This window comes from Varibaculum sp. GTC20041 (genome assembly GCF_055387755.1).
Genome location: NZ_AP041144.1, coordinates 1306252 through 1322074, shown reverse-complemented (window position 1 = coordinate 1322074; position 15823 = coordinate 1306252). Strand labels below are relative to the sequence as shown.

The following is a 15823-nucleotide window of genomic DNA, read 5'->3' as shown; positions in this document are numbered from 1 at the left end:
ATGCCGTGGCCAGTAGCGAAATTTCTGATAGTAATCTCGAATTATCCCAGGCAGAAGGTGCCCAGTTGCATCGCAAATTAAAGGCACGACATCTGAATATGATCGCCATCGGGGGAGCGATCGGTACGGGACTGTTTGTGGCCTCCGGCGGTACTATTACCGGTGCTGGCCCCGGTGGTGCCCTAGTTGCCTATGGCGCGATCGGCATCATGGTGTTCTTCCTGATGCAATCCCTGGGAGAGATGGCTACCTATTGTCCCACCTCGGGTGCTTTCGAAGTTTTCGCTACCCGCTATGTATCCAAATCATTTGGTTTTGCGCAAGGGTGGAACTACTGGTACAACTGGGCAATCACCGTAGCAGCGGAGCTAGTTGCCGCTACTATCGTGATGCAATACTGGTTTCCAGAATCGGTGGTACCGGCCTGGATATGGTCACTGTTATTCCTGATAATTCTGTTTGCCCTTAACGCCTTTACAGTTCGTGGTTTCGGTGAATCTGAGTTTTGGTTTGCCTCTATCAAAGTAGTAACCGTAATCGTCTTCCTGGTACTAGGGATTTTAATGGTGCTCGGGATTATGGGGGGAGAATCTCCAGGATTCACTAACTTTACGCGGGGAGATGCTCCCTTCGTTAATGGATTCTGGGGCATTATGGGGGTCTTTATGATTGCTGGATTCTCCTTCCAAGGTACCGAGATGATCGGGATAGCGGCTGGGGAAACCCAAGATCCGGAAACTAATGTTCCCCGGGCTACTAGGGCGGTATTTGTGCGGATTCTGCTGTTCTATATCGGCGCGATCGCGGTGATTGCCTTCCTGATTCCCTATTCGGATCCCGCCCTCTTACAGGGAGCGAGTGCCGATTCTGATACTGCCCAAGGCTTTACCGAGGCCGTTACCAAGTCCCCCTTTACTCTGCTTTTTGAACGAGCCGGGATAGCGGTAGCTGCGGGCGTAATGAACGCGGTTATCTTAACTTCAATTCTGTCTGCCGGTAACTCCGGAATGTATGTTGCCACCCGGATGCTCTATTCCCTGGCCAAAGAAAAGAAAGCACCGGCGATTTTCGCTCGGCTGACCGGTCACGGCGTACCTCTAATGGCACTAGTGGCTACCAGTTTGGTAGGCGCACTTTGCTTCGCCACCTCGCGCGTAGGTACCGGTCAGGTCTATGTATGGTTGGTGAATGCTTCCGGGCTTGCAGGCTTTATTACCTGGATGGGAATCGCCTGGTCTCATTACTGTTTCCGGCGCGCCTATAAAGCCCAAGGAAAATCGGTAAGTGACCTGCCCTACAAAGCTAGTTTCTATCCCGCAGGACCGATTATTGCGCTCCTAATGTGCGCGGTAGTGATAGTTGGTCAGTCTTTGGATGTGATTAGCGGGGAAGCCTCGATTATGGACTTCTTGGCAATTTATATTGGGCTACTGTTCTTCTTGGCTCTCTGGGGAGGACATAAGCTAGTTACCCGCACGCCGAAAGTAAAGCCGGAAGAAGCGGACCTATCCCGTCATATCTAGAAAGACATATATTGCTCGAACGGCGGGCGACATCGGCATCATCGGCTTTGGAGGTTCCCTGTAGATTCCCTAAGAATCTCTGCTAGTTTTCTGAGTAGTCGGTATCCTACCAGTTATCGGTTCATCAAAAGCAAGTCGAGAAAATCTTGGGATTTTGTAAAAACTATAACTAGGAATGCTATATTGGCTGTGATCGTGTCAACAATTCTGCTGATACATCAGCTTTAGTAATGTAAGCAACAAGCTTGGAGGCAATAGTGAAACGACGGGGCGCATTGGCCCTTGCATCTGCACTTGCTCTTTCCCTTGGGCTCGCCGGTTGTTCAAATGGGGCTGGCGACTCTTCCGCAGCGAAGGCAGATGACAAAGGGATTATTACTGTAAATACCGTAGAACCACAAAATCCCCTGATTCCGACTTCTACGAATGAAACCGGTGGTGGACGCGTTATAGATGCGCTATTCTCTGGCCTGGTCTATTACGAGCCTAAGACGGGAGAGGCCAAGAACGAACTGGCCGAGTCGATTGAGTCTAAAGATCAAGTAGTTTGGACGATTAAACTCAAGAAAGACGCCAAGTTCTCCGATGGTTCACCCATTAAGGCCGATAACTACATCAAGGCCTGGAACTACGGGGCAAACCCGAAGAACGCGCAAATGTCTTCCTCTTTCTTCGAGGTTATTAAGGGCTTTACCCCCGGTCCCGAAGAAGAAGGAGCTCAGGCACCCGATGTTCCGGAATTGGCCGGCTTGAAGAAGATTGACGATTACACTTTTGAAGTAACTTTGAACCAGCCGACTTCTGACTTTGCGCTGCGTTTGGGCTACTCTGCCTATGTGCCGCTGCCGGATGTGGCTTTCAAAGATATGAAAGCTTACGGTCAGAACCCCACGGTTACCTCTGGTCCTTATATGCTCAAGGACAAGGGCTGGCACCACAATGAATCTATTGAACTGGTAAAGAACGACAAGTACGCCGGTCCGCGCGAAGCTAAGAACGGTGGAGTCACTTTTAAGATTTATACCAAGTCTGATGCGGCCTATGCCGATGTGCAGTCTGGTCAGCTGGATGTACTCGATGATGTCCCCGCTGCCGCTATGAATACCTTCCAGTCTGATTTCCCGGATTCTAACGCGAATATACCGGTAGCAGTTTTCCAGTCCTTCACGATTCCGGATCGCTTAAAGCACTTCGGGATGGATGAGGAAGGCCGCCTGCGCCGGCAAGCGATTTCTTACGCTCTTGACCGGGCAAGCATTTGTGAGAAGATCTTCCAGAAGACCCGCGTACCGGCGAAAGACTTCACTTCTCCGGCCATGCCTAACTACGACAAAGTTATGAAACAGGTTAAAGGCGCGGAAGTATTGAAGTTCGATAAAGCTAAGGCTAAGGAACTGTGGGCGAAAGCTGATGCGATTTCCAAGTTCGAGGGCAAGTTCACCATCGGTTACAACTCTGATTCTTCCCATAAAGACTGGGTAGATGCTGTCGCAAACCAGCTCAAGACCAACTTGGGTATTGAGGCAGTCGGCGATCCCTACCCGGACTTCAAAGGCTTGCGCGATGCTATTACCCAGGAAACCATCAAAGGTGCTTTCCGCTCTGGGTGGCAAGCTGATTACCCGGGTATGAGTAACTTCTTGGAGCCCCTATACTCTAAGAACGGTAACTCCAACGACGGTAAGTACAACAACGAAGAGTTCAACAAACTGATGGTAGAGATCTCCAAGCTGCCGGTTGGTGACGAGCAGGATGCGAAGTTTGCGCAGGCGCAATCGATTCTGTTCACCGATCTACCCGCCATCCCGCTGTGGTACCAAAATGTTCTGGGTGTCTGGAATAAAGACAACGTTTCGAACGTGGCCTTTAACTGGAAGAGTGAACCGGTTTACTACGAGATCACTAAGAACGCTTAAAGACAGCGAGAAACAAAAGATAATCCTGCTGTAAATGCAGGTGCGGAGGCGGGTCTCAAGGTAGAAAATGCCTTTTGACCCGCCTCCGGTTTTTTGCTGGGCGCTGTAACGCGATAAGGTTTAACACAGCTTATAGTCAAGGAGAGACCAATGCTCAGATACATAGGGCATCGTCTACTGCAGATGATCCCGGTATTCTTTGGGGCAACGTTCCTGATTTTCGCCATGGTGTATGCCATGCCGGGTGACCCGGTGCAGGCACTAGGCGGAGATAAGGGACTACCCCCCTCGGTAGCCGCGCAAATTCGGGCGGAATACAACCTGGATAAACCGCTGTGGATGCAGTATTTGCTGTATCTAAAGGGAATCGTCACCCTAGATTTCGGGAAAACCTTCTCGGGTAGGGAAGTTACCGAAGTGATGGCTACTGCCTTCCCGGTAACGATAAAACTGGCTTTTATGGCGATTATCTTCGAGGCCGTCATCGGAATATTCTTCGGATTTTTCGCCGGACTCAAAAAAGGCAAAATTTTTGATTCCACCGTGCTAGTGATTTCCCTAGTAGTAATCGCGGTGCCGACTTTCGTTATCGGTTTCTTATTGCAGTTCCTATTCGGAGTAAAACTGGGATGGCTCCCTACGACTGTAGGGGCAAACGTTAATTTCCAGTCCTTACTGATGCCGGCGATTGTGCTGGGAGCAGTTTCCTGTGCCTATGTCATTCGGCTTACTCGCCAAGAGGTTTCCGAGAATCTGACCGCCGACTTCGTGCGCACTGCCCGGGCAAAAGGGATCCCCGAAAGCCGGGTGATGACCCACCACGTCTTGCGGAACTCGCTAATTCCAGTGGCTACTTTCCTAGGTGGCGACCTGGGGGCTCTTATGACCGGCGCGATTGTGACCGAAGGTATCTTTGCGATCAACGGTGTGGGCGGCACCCTTTACCAGGCTATTTTACGTGGTGAAGCCGCCACGGTAGTTTCTGTTACCACCGTCCTGGTTCTGGTCTATATTGTCGCTAATCTGCTAGTAGACCTGTTATACGCTGTACTAGACCCGAGGATTCGCTATGAGTAACCAACTACTGCCTGGACAAGATCATTTCGTAAACAAGGTCGATGAAACCGGCCTGGGCGCTGTGGATGCCGTAGCCGATGAATCGGCACCCTCCTCGGTGTGGGGAGAAGCCTGGAAACAGTTGCGTCGCCGTCCCCTCTTTTGGGTAGCGTTGGTGATCATCATGCTGTCAGTACTGATGGCCGTAGTGCCGCAGCTGTTTACCTCGCAAGATCCCACCTACTGCACCCTGGAAAACTCCCTCCAAGGCCCCACTAAGGGGCATGTTTTCGGTTTCGATAAACAGGGCTGCGACCTCTATTCTCGGATCATCTATGGTGCTCGTGCCTCAATCGCGGTCGGGATTTTCTCGACCCTAACCGCCACGATTATCGGCGTTATTTTCGGGGCGTTGGCCGGCTACTTTGGGGGAATTCTAGACGCGATCCTTTCCCGGATCGTGGATATCTTCTTCGCCATCCCCATGGTGCTGGCCGCCATCGTGATTATGCAAATGTTCAAAGAACACCGTTCCATCTGGATGGTGGTAATCGTGTTGGGGGTCTTTGGCTGGACCCAGATTGCTCGTATTACTCGCGGCGCGGTGCTTTCGATTAAGAACGAGGAATACGTAACTGCAGCTCATACCCTGGGCGTATCTAACATTCGGATTTTGCTGCGCCATATTCTGCCGAATGCGGCGGCTCCCGTGATTGTTTATGCAACTGTGGCGCTGGGAACCTTTATTGTGGCGGAAGCGACGCTATCCTTCATGGGTATTGGCTTGCCGTCCTCTATCGTTTCTTGGGGCGGAGACATCTCTACTGCCCAGCAACAGCTGCGCACCGCTCCGATGGTGTTGTTCTTGCCTTCGATCGCTTTGGCGCTTACGGTACTGAGCTTCATCATGATGGGGGATGTAATCCGTGACGCGCTCGACCCGAACCAGAGGAAACATTAATCGTGAATCAAAATAACCAAAAGGATCAGATTATGGCAGCTGACTCGGATCAAAATGATGCCGTCAGCAAGGCAGCGGCAACCAGTGAGAACGCTTCCTCCGAGCCCTTACTGGAAGTAAAAGACTTGGAAGTTACTTTCCAGTCCACCACCGGGGTGGTTCCAGCGGTTCGTAAAGCTAATCTCACCCTCTACCGCGGACAGACCGTGGCGATTGTAGGGGAGTCCGGTTCCGGTAAATCCACCCTGGCAATGTCGATAATTGGTCTGTTGCCGGGGACTGGGAAAGTTGCCGGCGGATCCATTAAATTTGCGGGACGAGAACTAACTACTCTTTCGGAGAAAGAGATGCAACAGGTGCGCGGAGCCCAGATCGGGATGGTTCCGCAAGACCCGATGTCGAACCTGAACCCAGTTTGGAAAATTGGATCCCAGGTAGCTGAAGCGCTGAAATATAACGAGGCTACTAAAGGCGGAAATATTCATGATCAGGCCATGAAGGCCTTATCGGATGCCGGCCTGCCCAATGCGGAGGCGCGTTCTAAACAGTATCCGCACGAGTTTTCCGGGGGCATGCGCCAGCGCGCGCTGATTGCCATTGGTTTAGCTGCCGGACCGCAGCTGTTAATCGCTGATGAGCCCACTAGCGCGCTGGATGTCACCGTGCAGCGGCGGATTCTGGATCACTTGGAAAAAGAAACCCAAGAGCTAGGTACCTCCACCCTGTTTATTACCCACGACTTAGGGTTGGCAGCAGAACGTGCCTCCCACCTGGTGGTTATGCACCGCGGGCGGGTAGTAGAGTCGGGACCTGCCCGCGAAATCTTGAACGATCCGCGCCATCCCTATACTCAGCGCCTGGTTAATGCGGCGCCTTCGCTGGCGTCTCGGCGGATCGAAATCAATTATTCTCCTTCCGAAGACGAGGCGACCAGCGGTACTATTGACTCGCGAACCTCGGCAGATGTGAATCTGGCGGTGGCGGCGGCCAAAGGCTCCGGGCAAAAAGTTATGGGCACCAATGTTTTGGGCGAGCCTTTAGAAAAACATCTCGGTGAAGAGGTTATCCGCGTAGAGCACTTGGTTAAAGAGTTTGAAATCCGCGGGCAAAAGGGTAAGAAGAAGGCTTTCCGGGCGGTTGACGACGTCTCCTTCCAAGTGCGGCGCGGTTCCACTTTGGCTTTAGTGGGGGAATCGGGTTCCGGCAAATCCACAGTCGCTAATATGATCCTTAATCTGCTCGATCCGACCTCGGGCAAGGTCTATTACGAGGGTATTGACCTGTCTACTTTGCAGCGCAAGCAATTATTTGCGCTTTGTCGCAAAATGCAGGTGGTTTTCCAGAACCCTTACGGATCTTTGGATCCTATGTTCTCGGTATATCGCTGTATTGAAGAACCACTGCGCACTCATAATATTGGTGACCGGGCTAAGCGAGAAAAGCGGGTCGCGGATTTGTTGGATATGGTGGCGCTGCCGCGCAGTGCTATGCGGCGTTTCCCGAACGAGCTGTCGGGAGGGCAGCGGCAAAGGGTAGCGATTGCGCGCGCCTTGGCGCTGCGCCCCGAACTGGTAGTGCTGGACGAAGCAGTATCAGCGTTGGATGTGCTGGTGCAAGATCAGATCCTGCATTTGCTTAACGAACTGCAAGGCCGGCTGGGCTTAACCTATCTGTTCATTACGCACGACTTGGCGGTGGTGCGTGAAAACGCTGACGATATCGCAGTGATGGAACAGGGTAAACTAGTCGAGTATGGCAAGGCTGACGATATCTTCGCCAATCCGCAAACGGAATACACCCGCGAACTGATCGATGCGGTTCCCGGGGGGGGACTTGCTGAAAGCTCGCACCGGTTACCAGGCTGGATAATCCGCAGTTTTCTCCCCGTTAGGGCGCGGTAACCAGGAATCGGTAAGACCGCCGGGTGTTTTATACCCAAAAGCTAGGAATTCCAAAATGTTTTGCACTCTGAGATGAGAATAAGCGTTTCCCAGGATCGGCTAGGTGCTCTGTTAAACTCTAGATGTCTTGCAGGTGGGTAGGGAGAAAGATTCCAAATGAAGTTGAAGAAAACACTGCTAATGCTAACCAGCCTGATGCTGGCACTATCGCTTTCCGGATGTGCAGGTGGCTCAAGTTCGGCGAATGCGGATAAAGCTAAGGGTGACGACTTCACAGTGGGTTTTGACGCCAACTTCCCTCCTTACGGATATAAGGATAAAAGCGGAGAGTATGTCGGTTTCGACTTGGATCTTGCTGCCGAGGTTGCCAAACGGAACGGTTGGAAGCTACAAAAGCGGGCTATTGATTGGGACTCCAAAGATATGGAGCTCAAGTCAGGTACTATCGACTGTATCTGGAATGGCTTCACCATGAACGGGCGGGAAAAGCAATACACTTTCTCTAAGCCCTACGTAGACAACTCGATTGTGTTCGTTACCAAAGCCGGATCGGGGATTAAGACCCCGGCGGATTTGAAAGGCAAGACCGTGTTGGTGCAGGTAGATTCATCTGGTCTGGCTGCGCTGCAAGATAAGAAAAACGCGGATTTGGTAGCCAGCTTTAAGGAAATGACCCAGGTACCGGACTATAATAATGCGTTTATGACCCTGCAGGCCGGGGCGGCAGATGCAATCGCGGTCGATATTGGGGTAGCTGACTATCAGCTGGCTCAGCGCGGCAAAGACAAATTCGAGATTATGGATCCGCCTTTCCATACCGAGCAGTACGGTATCGGTTTTAAGAAGGGTAACCAAGCTTTGCGCGACCAGGTACAAAAGACTCTGGATGAGATGAAGAAAGACGGTACTTTCCTGAAAATCGCGAAGAAGTACCAGCTAGAAAAGTCGATTGTTACCAAGTAGCTGACTGCGCCAAATTTTTAACGCTAACGCAGGGAGCTATGGGTAATGGATTTATCGTTTTTGCCGGAATTAGCCGGCGGTATGCTGCAGACCTTCATCATCTTTGCACTCACCCTGGTTTTATCACTACCTTTAGGGTTGGTGGTTTACGGCGGACGGGTGAGCCGCTTTAAACCGTTGGCCTGGTTTATCCAGTTTTATATCTCGGTGATGCGAGGTACCCCCTTAATGCTGCAACTATTGGTGGTGTATTTCGGCCCCTTCTTCCTTTTTGGAATGCAGATCGGAGCTGCCTACCGTTTCAGCGCCGTGATTATTGCTTTCGCAATTAACTATGCTGCCTATTTTGCGGAAATCTACCGCGGCGGTTTCCAGGCAATTCCGGTGGGGCAGTCGGAGGCCGCCTTTGTACTGGGGTATTCTCCGGCGCGCACTTTCTTGACCATCAAGTTGCCGCAAATGTTCCGCACGGTGTTACCTTCGATTACTAACGAGGTAATCACCCTGGTAAAGGATACTTCTCTGGCTTTTGCGATTGCCTATGCGGAAATGTTCACGATCGCCAAGCAGCAGGCAGCTGCTAGTGCTTCTATGCTGCCCTTCGTAGCAGCCGGGATCTTCTATTGGGTGTTCAACCTGGTGGTAGCGGTGGTGATGGAACGGATTGAAAAACGTATGGGAAGCTACAAGATTAGGTGAGGAAGATGGAAGCGCTACGTATTACCGGCATGGAAAAAAGCTTCGGCACTAACCGAGTGCTAAAAGGAGTGTCTCTAAGCGTCAATACCGGTGAAGTGCATGCGGTTCTTGGTCCTTCAGGGTCTGGAAAATCGACGCTTTTGCGCTGCTGCACTTTCTTGGAAGAAATGGATAGCGGGGAAATCTGCTATTTCGGGAACCAGGCACTAAAGAAAGAGGACGGCGTTAAGGTTTCAACTGGGGACGAGCGCGAGTTCCGGCGTGACTTTGGGTTGGTGTTCCAAGACTTTAACCTATTTCCCCATTGGACAGTGCTCAGAAATCTCACTGATGCCCCGATTAAAGTTCAGGGGAGAGAACGGGAAGAAGCCGAAGAAACAGCGCTGCAGCTGCTCACAAGGATGAACCTCGCCGATAAAGGGCAGGCCTATCCAGCAGAGTTATCCGGCGGACAACAACAGCGAGTGGCGATTGCGCGAGCACTGGCGTTGAAGCCGAAAATGCTGTATTTCGATGAGCCCACCTCCGCCTTAGACCCGGAGCTGACTGGCGAAATCCTGCAGATTATTCGCTCGCTGGCAGCGGAGAATATGACGATGGTAATCGTAACTCACGAAATGAACTTTGCTGCCGAAGTCGCAGATCGCGCCCTCTTTATTGATAACGGAGTGGTACTGGAATCTGGGGATGCCAAGCAGTTAATTCGCAATCCTTCCCAAGAGCGTACCCGCCAGTTCCTTAATAAACTACGCGGACAAAACGCTTCTGCAGATTAATGATCCTTGGTCTAGGAGGCGGGATTTTCATTAAGACGCGCCATCCAGGCTTCTACGGCCTCAACAGTGCGGGGAATATCTTCCGACAGGCGCCGTACGCTGCCATCTGCTTCCACTAGCACATCGTCCTCGATCCTAACCCCGATGCCTCGTAGTTCCGCGGGTAAGAGTTCATCGTCCTGGTGGAAATAGAGTCCCGGTTCAATAGTGAAACACATGCCTGGCTCTAAGGGGGCCTCCATATACATATCCCGAGCAGCTAAGGCGCAATCGTGGACATCTAGACCTAGGTGGTGGGAGACTCCATGTGGCATCCAGCGCCGGTATTCCCCGCCGTCCTCTGACAGGGTCTGCTCGGCGCTAACCGGCAACACCCCCCAGGCATCCAAGTGTTTAACCAGAGCCGCAACTGCCGCATCATGTACATCTTTGAACTTGCATCCGGGCTTATTGGCTTGCGCCAATCCGGCCTCGCAAGCATCGAGGACCGCGTTATACACCTTGGCCTGCACCGGGGTGAACTTGCCATTTACCGGCAAGGTGCGGGTGATATCCGCGGTATAGAGCGAATCGGCTTCCACTCCGGCATCAATCAAAATTAGATCGCCTTCGCGCACTGGACCATCATTATCAATCCAATGCAAAGTATTGGCGTGATTTCCCGAGGCCGCGATGGTGTCGTATCCCAGACCATTGCCTTCTTCACGAGCCCGGGCCTGGAAAGCTCCCTCAATCACCCGTTCACCGCGATGGTGCTGGGTGGCGCGGGGTAGCGCTCTAATCATGGCTTCAAATCCTGATTTGGTAACGGTAATCGCGTGCTCTAGCTCCTTGACCTCGGCGGCATCCTTTTGCAAGCGCAGTACCGAGGCGGCTTCTTCCAGTTTTTCGTCTAGACCTCGCGCGTCCTGTCCGGTTGGCAGCCCGGCTTCGCTACGTACTTTCTCTACCGCCGCCTGCACCGAGGTGTCGACCTCGCGAATTACTCGCAGCTGTACCAGACCGGCGTCTTTAGCCAGTTGATCGGGCAAAGTATCTAAGGGGCGTGCCGGGAGGCCAGTGACCGCCTCCATCTGGGAAAGCGTCATTCGCGGTCCCACCCAGAACTCACCATAGGTAGAGTCAGCATAAAACTCTTCGCTGCTGCGCGGAGCTTGGGGACGGAAAAATACGATCCCGCGATGGGTAGCGGCGCCCGCATCATCGGGGGCATTCTCTAAGGGGGTGCCCTCTTTATCAGTTAGCGGTTCCAGGACTAGGGCGGCGTCCGGCTCTAGTTCCCCGCCTAGCCCGGTTAGGTGGGCAAAGGCAGAGTGGGCGCGGAAGCGATAGTCGCAGTCATTGGAGCGAACCTTGTAGTTTCCGGCGGGGATCACCAGGCGTTCACCCCGGAACTGGGCACCTAGCTTTTGATAGCGCGCAGCCAAGAAATCCCGCGCATGACTGGGAACAGGATCAGGATCTTTGCGTTCGCCCCACCCGCTGCCAATAAACTCGCGAAATGCGGGACTGCCAATGCGGCGAGAACGGTTATTTACCCGGTCTTTTAAGGGCTGATCTTGTGCGGCTGCTAAGTTTTCTTCCATACTTCCATCATGCCACGATGGCCTAAAATAGTCCTATGGTGGCGATGCGAATCGATTTACACACTCATTCTTCCTGTTCAGATGGTACTGATAGCCCAGAGCAGGTAATGGTTCTGGCCGCGCAAGCAGGTCTAGACGTCATCGCCCTCACCGATCATGACACCTTCGCGGGGATAGCTGAGGCCAGTAAAATGGTGCCGGAATGCGGGGTTAGTCTGGTTCCGGGGGTAGAGATTTCTACCTCCCATCAGGGAATCACCGCTCATCTGCTGGCGTATTTACCGGACCTGAAAAGCCAGGTACTGCCGGATTTATTTGAAAAAACGGTGCAGGCGCGTCAGCAGCGAATGCGGCAAATGGTACAGCGTTTATCCCAAGATTTCGATATTTCTTATCAGGAGGTTCTCGGGCAGGCGGGATCGAGCCCCATAGGGCGGCCGCATGTGGCTGATGTTTTGGTGAAAGCCGGGTATTTCCCGAATCGCTCCGCTGCATTTGAACAGGTACTGGCTACTTCCAGTAAATACTATGTGCATTATCAGGCTCCCGATACCGTCTACGCAGTGGAACAGGTAATAAAAGCGGGGGGAGTCCCGGTTCTGGCGCACCCGCGATCGGGCGGCCGGCAGCTCCGATTCTTATCGGTAGCCACTATTGCCCAGCTAAAAGAGGCAGGATTGTTTGCCCTGGAGGCTTTTCATCCCGAGCAAAACCAGCTTGAACAGGCAGAAGTTAGGAAAATAGCGAAGCTGCTGGGGTTGGCGGTTACCGGATCTTCGGATTATCACGGCTCCGGAAAGCCTAATCAATTGGGAGAGTGCCTGACTGCTCCCGAAGTATTTGCGGAAATCTGCAGCAGGGGAGCAGGCGAACTGGTGTGCCCTTGAGAAAAGGGAGGAGGCTGCGGATGCTCACTTTATCGCCCGGCGGAGATTGCCACTAGAGTAGAGGTTATGACCGTAACTTTTCGAGATTTTCGTCCCCAAAATATCGCCCCGGTTTCGCTAGCACGCCTAGTGGAGGGGTTTGCCGCCCAAATTGATCCTGCCTGGGAAAAGGCTCAGGTGCGGGGAGTTTCGATGGCTTCCGATGAGATTTTGGCCGGGGAGGCCTTTATTGCCGTGGGGGGAGCCAATGTGCATGCCGCCAAGTTTGCCAGCGAAGTGGAATCCCTGGGGGCAGCAGCGGTGATTACTGATGCCAAGGGGGCGGAGCTTGCTCGCTCCCAAGGGGTGAAAATCCCGGTGGTAACGGTGGCGGATCCACGAGAAGCGGCCTCGCCTCTGGCGATCAGAGCCTTCGATAATCCTGCCGGAAAAATGAGAACCGTGGCGGTAACCGGAACTAACGGTAAGACCACCACTTGTTTTGCTGCCAAAGTCGCTTTTGAGGCGGCAGGGCTGTCCACCATGATTCTTTCCACTGCGGAAACTCAGGTAGGGGATTTGCGGATTCAGTCTTCGCGCACCACTTTTGAAGGCCCGATGCTGCAGCGGATTTTGGCTTACGGGGTAGAGCAGGGAATGCAAGCCGCAGTAGTGGAAGTATCGGCCCATGCACTATCCCTCGGTCGGGTAAAGGGAATGAAATTTGATGCCACTGCTTTTACTAACCTGCAGCATGATCACCTGGATTATTTCCACACGATGGAAAACTATCTGGCAGCTAAAGCCCGGTTATGTTCCAAAGAGTTTACTGATTACAGTGTGATCTGCATCGATGATAAGTGGGGGGAGCAGTTAGCAGCCAGTTGCGACACCCAATGCGTGTCGGTATCCGCTTATGACCCCGATGCCTCAGCCGATTGGGTTGTGAGCCAAAAAGCTAACAACATTGCCGACGCAGCCTGCGATTTTACTTTAACCGGGAAGCGGGAACCGAATGTGGCGCGCGAGGAGGAAATCACCGTTGCCCTGCCCGGTGAAGTTAACGTTCAGGACGCCGCGATTGCCTATTTAATGCTTACCGGAATCGGGATTCCTGCCGAGGCGGCGAAAGCGGGCTTAGCGAGGCTAGCGGTTCCCGGGCGCCTGGAAATTGTAAGCCGGCGTAATGAAGGTACCCCACTGGTTATCAATGATTACGCCCACACCCCGGAGGCTTTAGCTTCGATTCTGCGCACTATGCAAGAGTTCACCCCCGGAAAACTACACTTGGTATTTGGTACCGATGGAGATCGCGATGCCACTAAACGGGTTCCACTAGCTAAAGTAGCAGCTAAAGAAGCAGATATGCTCTGGGTGACTGACGAGAATCCGCGCACCGAAAACGCAGAAAGTATTCGCGCCCAGCTGCTCTCGGGGATTAAAGAAGTGCGCCCGGGAATGGAGAAGGTATGCGAGGTTACCACCTGCCGGCGGGACGCAATTCGTAAAGCGATTTTGGCAGCCGCAAAGGACGACACGGTAATCATCACCGGCAAAGGCGCGGAGCCCTATCAAGAAATTGAAGGGGTTTTCCACGCCTTTAATGACACCCCGGTGGCTCGCGATTGCCTGGTTGCCTATAAGAATCGCGCGCATATCCAGGGATAATGCCTGCTAGGGTAGAACCCTATTTCCTCCGCGGAGTATCTGACGAGGGCGGGGGCAGATTTCTCCTGCCCCTGAGAGCTAATCCCTAATGGCGCGGTTATTCTGAAACTAGGTCAAAGTCGTAGCTGGCGCCATCGTCTAGGGTATGGCCGACGGTGCAGTATTTATCGATTGCTGCCTGGGATTTTTGTCGTAACTGCGCTACTTGCTCCTCGCTTAGTTCGGCGAGGTCAGTGACCATTTCTACCGTCAAATGCGAGTAAGAGTCGCGGCGCTCATCCTTTTGTGCTGCCACCCCTACAGAAGCGGCAAAATCCTTCCCTAAAGCGGCAGATAATAGGGCTAATGCCCATTTTGTGTGTCTTTATTTTGGTGTTTTGGCTGGTGGAACCTTGTAATTTGGGGTTTGGTTAGCTTTTTGGGCTTGTTTTCTACGGGTTGTTGACTTTCCGTGTTTTTGGTGTAGGGGTCTGCTTTTGTTTGATTTATGGGTCGTAGATCAAGCAGAAGAAAGTGTCCTACCTGCGGCGAGGCGGGTGCTAAAAGGAATGGTAGAACCAGAAAAGGACTTCAGCGTTACCGCTGTACCAAGTGCGGGGCCTCTTTTTGTAATACCCGGCCAGATATTTCCAGAAAGGCACAGCTTGACCAGTTCGTTAAATGGTTAACCGGGAAAGACGCTATAGGCGACCTGCAAGTTTCTTCTTCTACCTGGCAGCGAAGAACTAACTGGTGTTGGCGGGTTGAACCGGTAATCGTACCAACTGGGCAAATCTATGACTATATACAAATAGATGGCACCTACCTGCCTTACGGCTGGTGTCTTCTAACCGCCGTAAACAGTGGTAAAGTCCTGGCCTGGCAATGGTGCAACCAAGAGAACAAGGCCGCCTATAAACAGCTGTTAAAACGCTTACCAGAGCCCTTAATGGTTATAACTGACGGGCAAGCCGGAGCGTTAAGCGCTATCAAAGACCAATGGCCAAACACGCGCGTGCAACGCTGCCTAGTACACATAAAACGAAACATCCGTGCCCTTACAACAACCAACCCTAAAATCCCGGCACACAAAGCACTATGGGGTCTAGCCAAACGCCTGGTAACAATAAAGGATCTAAACCAAGCAGACCAATGGATAGGGCTAGTGCAAGCCTTCCATAACCAATGGGGAAAATGGTTAAACCATAAAACCTATAAAAACCAAGTACCCCAAGACCAAATACCCTTATGGATTCGCCCTAACCAGCAATGGTGGTACACCCACCAAAAAGCCCGCAGAGCCTACAACCTACTCGCCAAACAAACCAGGAAAGCAACCCTGTTCACCTTCCTAGACCCGACCCTAAACAAACAAGCCACCACCACGCTACCCGCCACCACCAACGAGCTAGAAGGCGCTATAAACGCCGCCATCAAAACCCTGATCTACAACCATCGCGGCTTATCCGAGCCCCACATGAAAAAAGCCACCGAATGGTGGTGCTACCTCCACAGCGAACACCCACTCAAACCACACCAACTAATCCAACCACACCACCTAAAACCCGACCCCAAACCAGGGCCCGAACAACCGAAACCAGGCCCGAAACTATGGGACAACGCCATCGACTACAACCCCAAATACCAAGACGGATCCCTACACATCCGCAAAGGCTGGGCAGGACACTAAACCACCCCGACACGCCCGGAAAAAGACACACAATTCGGGCATTAACCCAGATAATACGTGATCGGCGGAAAAAGTATGGCAAGTTGCCAGAGCTAGTTGCAGTAGCTCCCCGGGAGTGAATTGGTTTTCACCCATCCCGATTTCTACTTTTGCGCCGCGCTCATTTTGCCCTACGTAGCTCTTCTTGCCTTGGCGGTATGCCCACAAAATGTTACTCATGCTCTTATTGTGGCAGGAAA

Annotated in this window: 14 protein-coding genes; 11 read left to right on the top strand and 3 right to left on the bottom strand. The window is 52.4% G+C overall.

Annotation, left to right across the window (positions count from 1 at the left end):
- Positions 1 to 5 precede the first annotated feature (5 nt).
- The 8 genes from ACZ5BI_RS05580 (at position 6) to ACZ5BI_RS05545 (ending at position 9795) form a co-directional block, all read left to right on the top strand.
- Positions 6 to 1523: an amino acid permease gene (locus tag ACZ5BI_RS05580; RefSeq protein WP_464895815.1), complete on the top strand. Its 1518-nt coding sequence runs from the start codon at positions 6 to 8 to the stop codon at positions 1521 to 1523.
- A 275-nt stretch (positions 1524 to 1798) separates the two neighbouring features.
- Positions 1799 to 3439: a peptide ABC transporter substrate-binding protein gene (locus ACZ5BI_RS05575; protein WP_464895814.1), complete on the top strand. Its 1641-nt coding sequence runs from the start codon at positions 1799 to 1801 to the stop codon at positions 3437 to 3439.
- Between the two features lie 150 nt (positions 3440 to 3589).
- Positions 3590 to 4516: an ABC transporter permease gene (locus tag ACZ5BI_RS05570; protein ID WP_024058600.1), complete on the top strand. Its 927-nt coding sequence runs from the start codon at positions 3590 to 3592 to the stop codon at positions 4514 to 4516.
- Positions 4509 to 5456, top strand: coding sequence for an ABC transporter permease (locus tag ACZ5BI_RS05565; protein WP_238127430.1), 948 nt, complete (start codon positions 4509 to 4511; stop codon positions 5454 to 5456). Before ACZ5BI_RS05570 ends, ACZ5BI_RS05565 begins: the two co-directional genes overlap by 8 nt.
- Positions 5457 to 5488: 32 nt before the next feature.
- Entirely contained in the window at positions 5489 to 7357 is a 1869-nt protein-coding gene (locus tag ACZ5BI_RS05560) for a dipeptide ABC transporter ATP-binding protein (RefSeq protein ID WP_464896784.1), read from the top strand.
- A 156-nt stretch (positions 7358 to 7513) separates the two neighbouring features.
- Positions 7514 to 8320, top strand: a complete 807-nt coding sequence (locus ACZ5BI_RS05555) for an amino acid ABC transporter substrate-binding protein (RefSeq protein WP_464895813.1) — start codon at positions 7514 to 7516, stop codon at positions 8318 to 8320.
- A gap of 45 nt (positions 8321 to 8365) precedes the next feature.
- Positions 8366 to 9019 (top strand): amino acid ABC transporter permease, encoded by a 654-nt coding sequence (locus ACZ5BI_RS05550; protein WP_238127432.1) that lies wholly within the window; start codon positions 8366 to 8368, stop codon positions 9017 to 9019.
- A 5-nt stretch (positions 9020 to 9024) separates the two neighbouring features.
- Complete coding sequence (locus tag ACZ5BI_RS05545; RefSeq protein ID WP_464895812.1) at positions 9025 to 9795, top strand: amino acid ABC transporter ATP-binding protein; 771 nt, start codon at positions 9025 to 9027, stop codon at positions 9793 to 9795.
- 11 nt (positions 9796 to 9806) lie between these two features.
- On the opposite strand, the gene ACZ5BI_RS05540 is transcribed toward ACZ5BI_RS05545, so the two are convergent.
- Positions 9807 to 11381, bottom strand: a complete 1575-nt coding sequence (locus ACZ5BI_RS05540; RefSeq protein WP_464895811.1) for an aminopeptidase P family protein — start codon at positions 11379 to 11381, stop codon at positions 9807 to 9809.
- Positions 11382 to 11416: 35 nt separating this feature from the next.
- Here ACZ5BI_RS05540 and ACZ5BI_RS05535 point away from each other — a divergent pair, with 35 nt between their 5' ends.
- Positions 11417 to 12268 carry a PHP domain-containing protein gene (locus ACZ5BI_RS05535; RefSeq protein ID WP_464895810.1) on the top strand — a complete coding sequence of 284 codons (852 nt, stop codon included), beginning with the start codon at positions 11417 to 11419 and terminating at the stop codon, positions 12266 to 12268.
- A gap of 66 nt (positions 12269 to 12334) precedes the next feature.
- The gene (locus ACZ5BI_RS05530; protein ID WP_464895809.1) at positions 12335 to 13915 is read left to right on the top strand and encodes a UDP-N-acetylmuramoyl-L-alanyl-D-glutamate--2,6-diaminopimelate ligase; all 1581 of its coding nucleotides are present in this window, start codon (positions 12335 to 12337) and stop codon (positions 13913 to 13915) included.
- Positions 13916 to 14012: 97 nt separating this feature from the next.
- Here the strand turns inward: ACZ5BI_RS05530 and ACZ5BI_RS05525 are convergent, their stop codons facing one another.
- Positions 14013 to 14210 (bottom strand): hypothetical protein, encoded by a 198-nt coding sequence (locus ACZ5BI_RS05525; protein ID WP_464895808.1) that lies wholly within the window; start codon positions 14208 to 14210, stop codon positions 14013 to 14015.
- Positions 14211 to 14402: 192 nt separating this feature from the next.
- Here ACZ5BI_RS05525 and ACZ5BI_RS05520 point away from each other — a divergent pair, with 192 nt between their 5' ends.
- On the top strand, positions 14403 to 15584 hold the full coding sequence (locus ACZ5BI_RS05520; RefSeq protein ID WP_464895807.1) for an IS1249 family transposase: 1182 nt from the start codon (positions 14403 to 14405) through the stop codon (positions 15582 to 15584).
- Here the strand turns inward: ACZ5BI_RS05520 and ACZ5BI_RS05515 are convergent.
- Entirely contained in the window at positions 15552 to 15803 is a 252-nt protein-coding gene (locus ACZ5BI_RS05515; RefSeq protein ID WP_464895806.1) for a hypothetical protein, read from the bottom strand. The genes ACZ5BI_RS05520 and ACZ5BI_RS05515 overlap by 33 nt on opposite strands.
- Positions 15804 to 15823 lie beyond the last annotated feature (20 nt).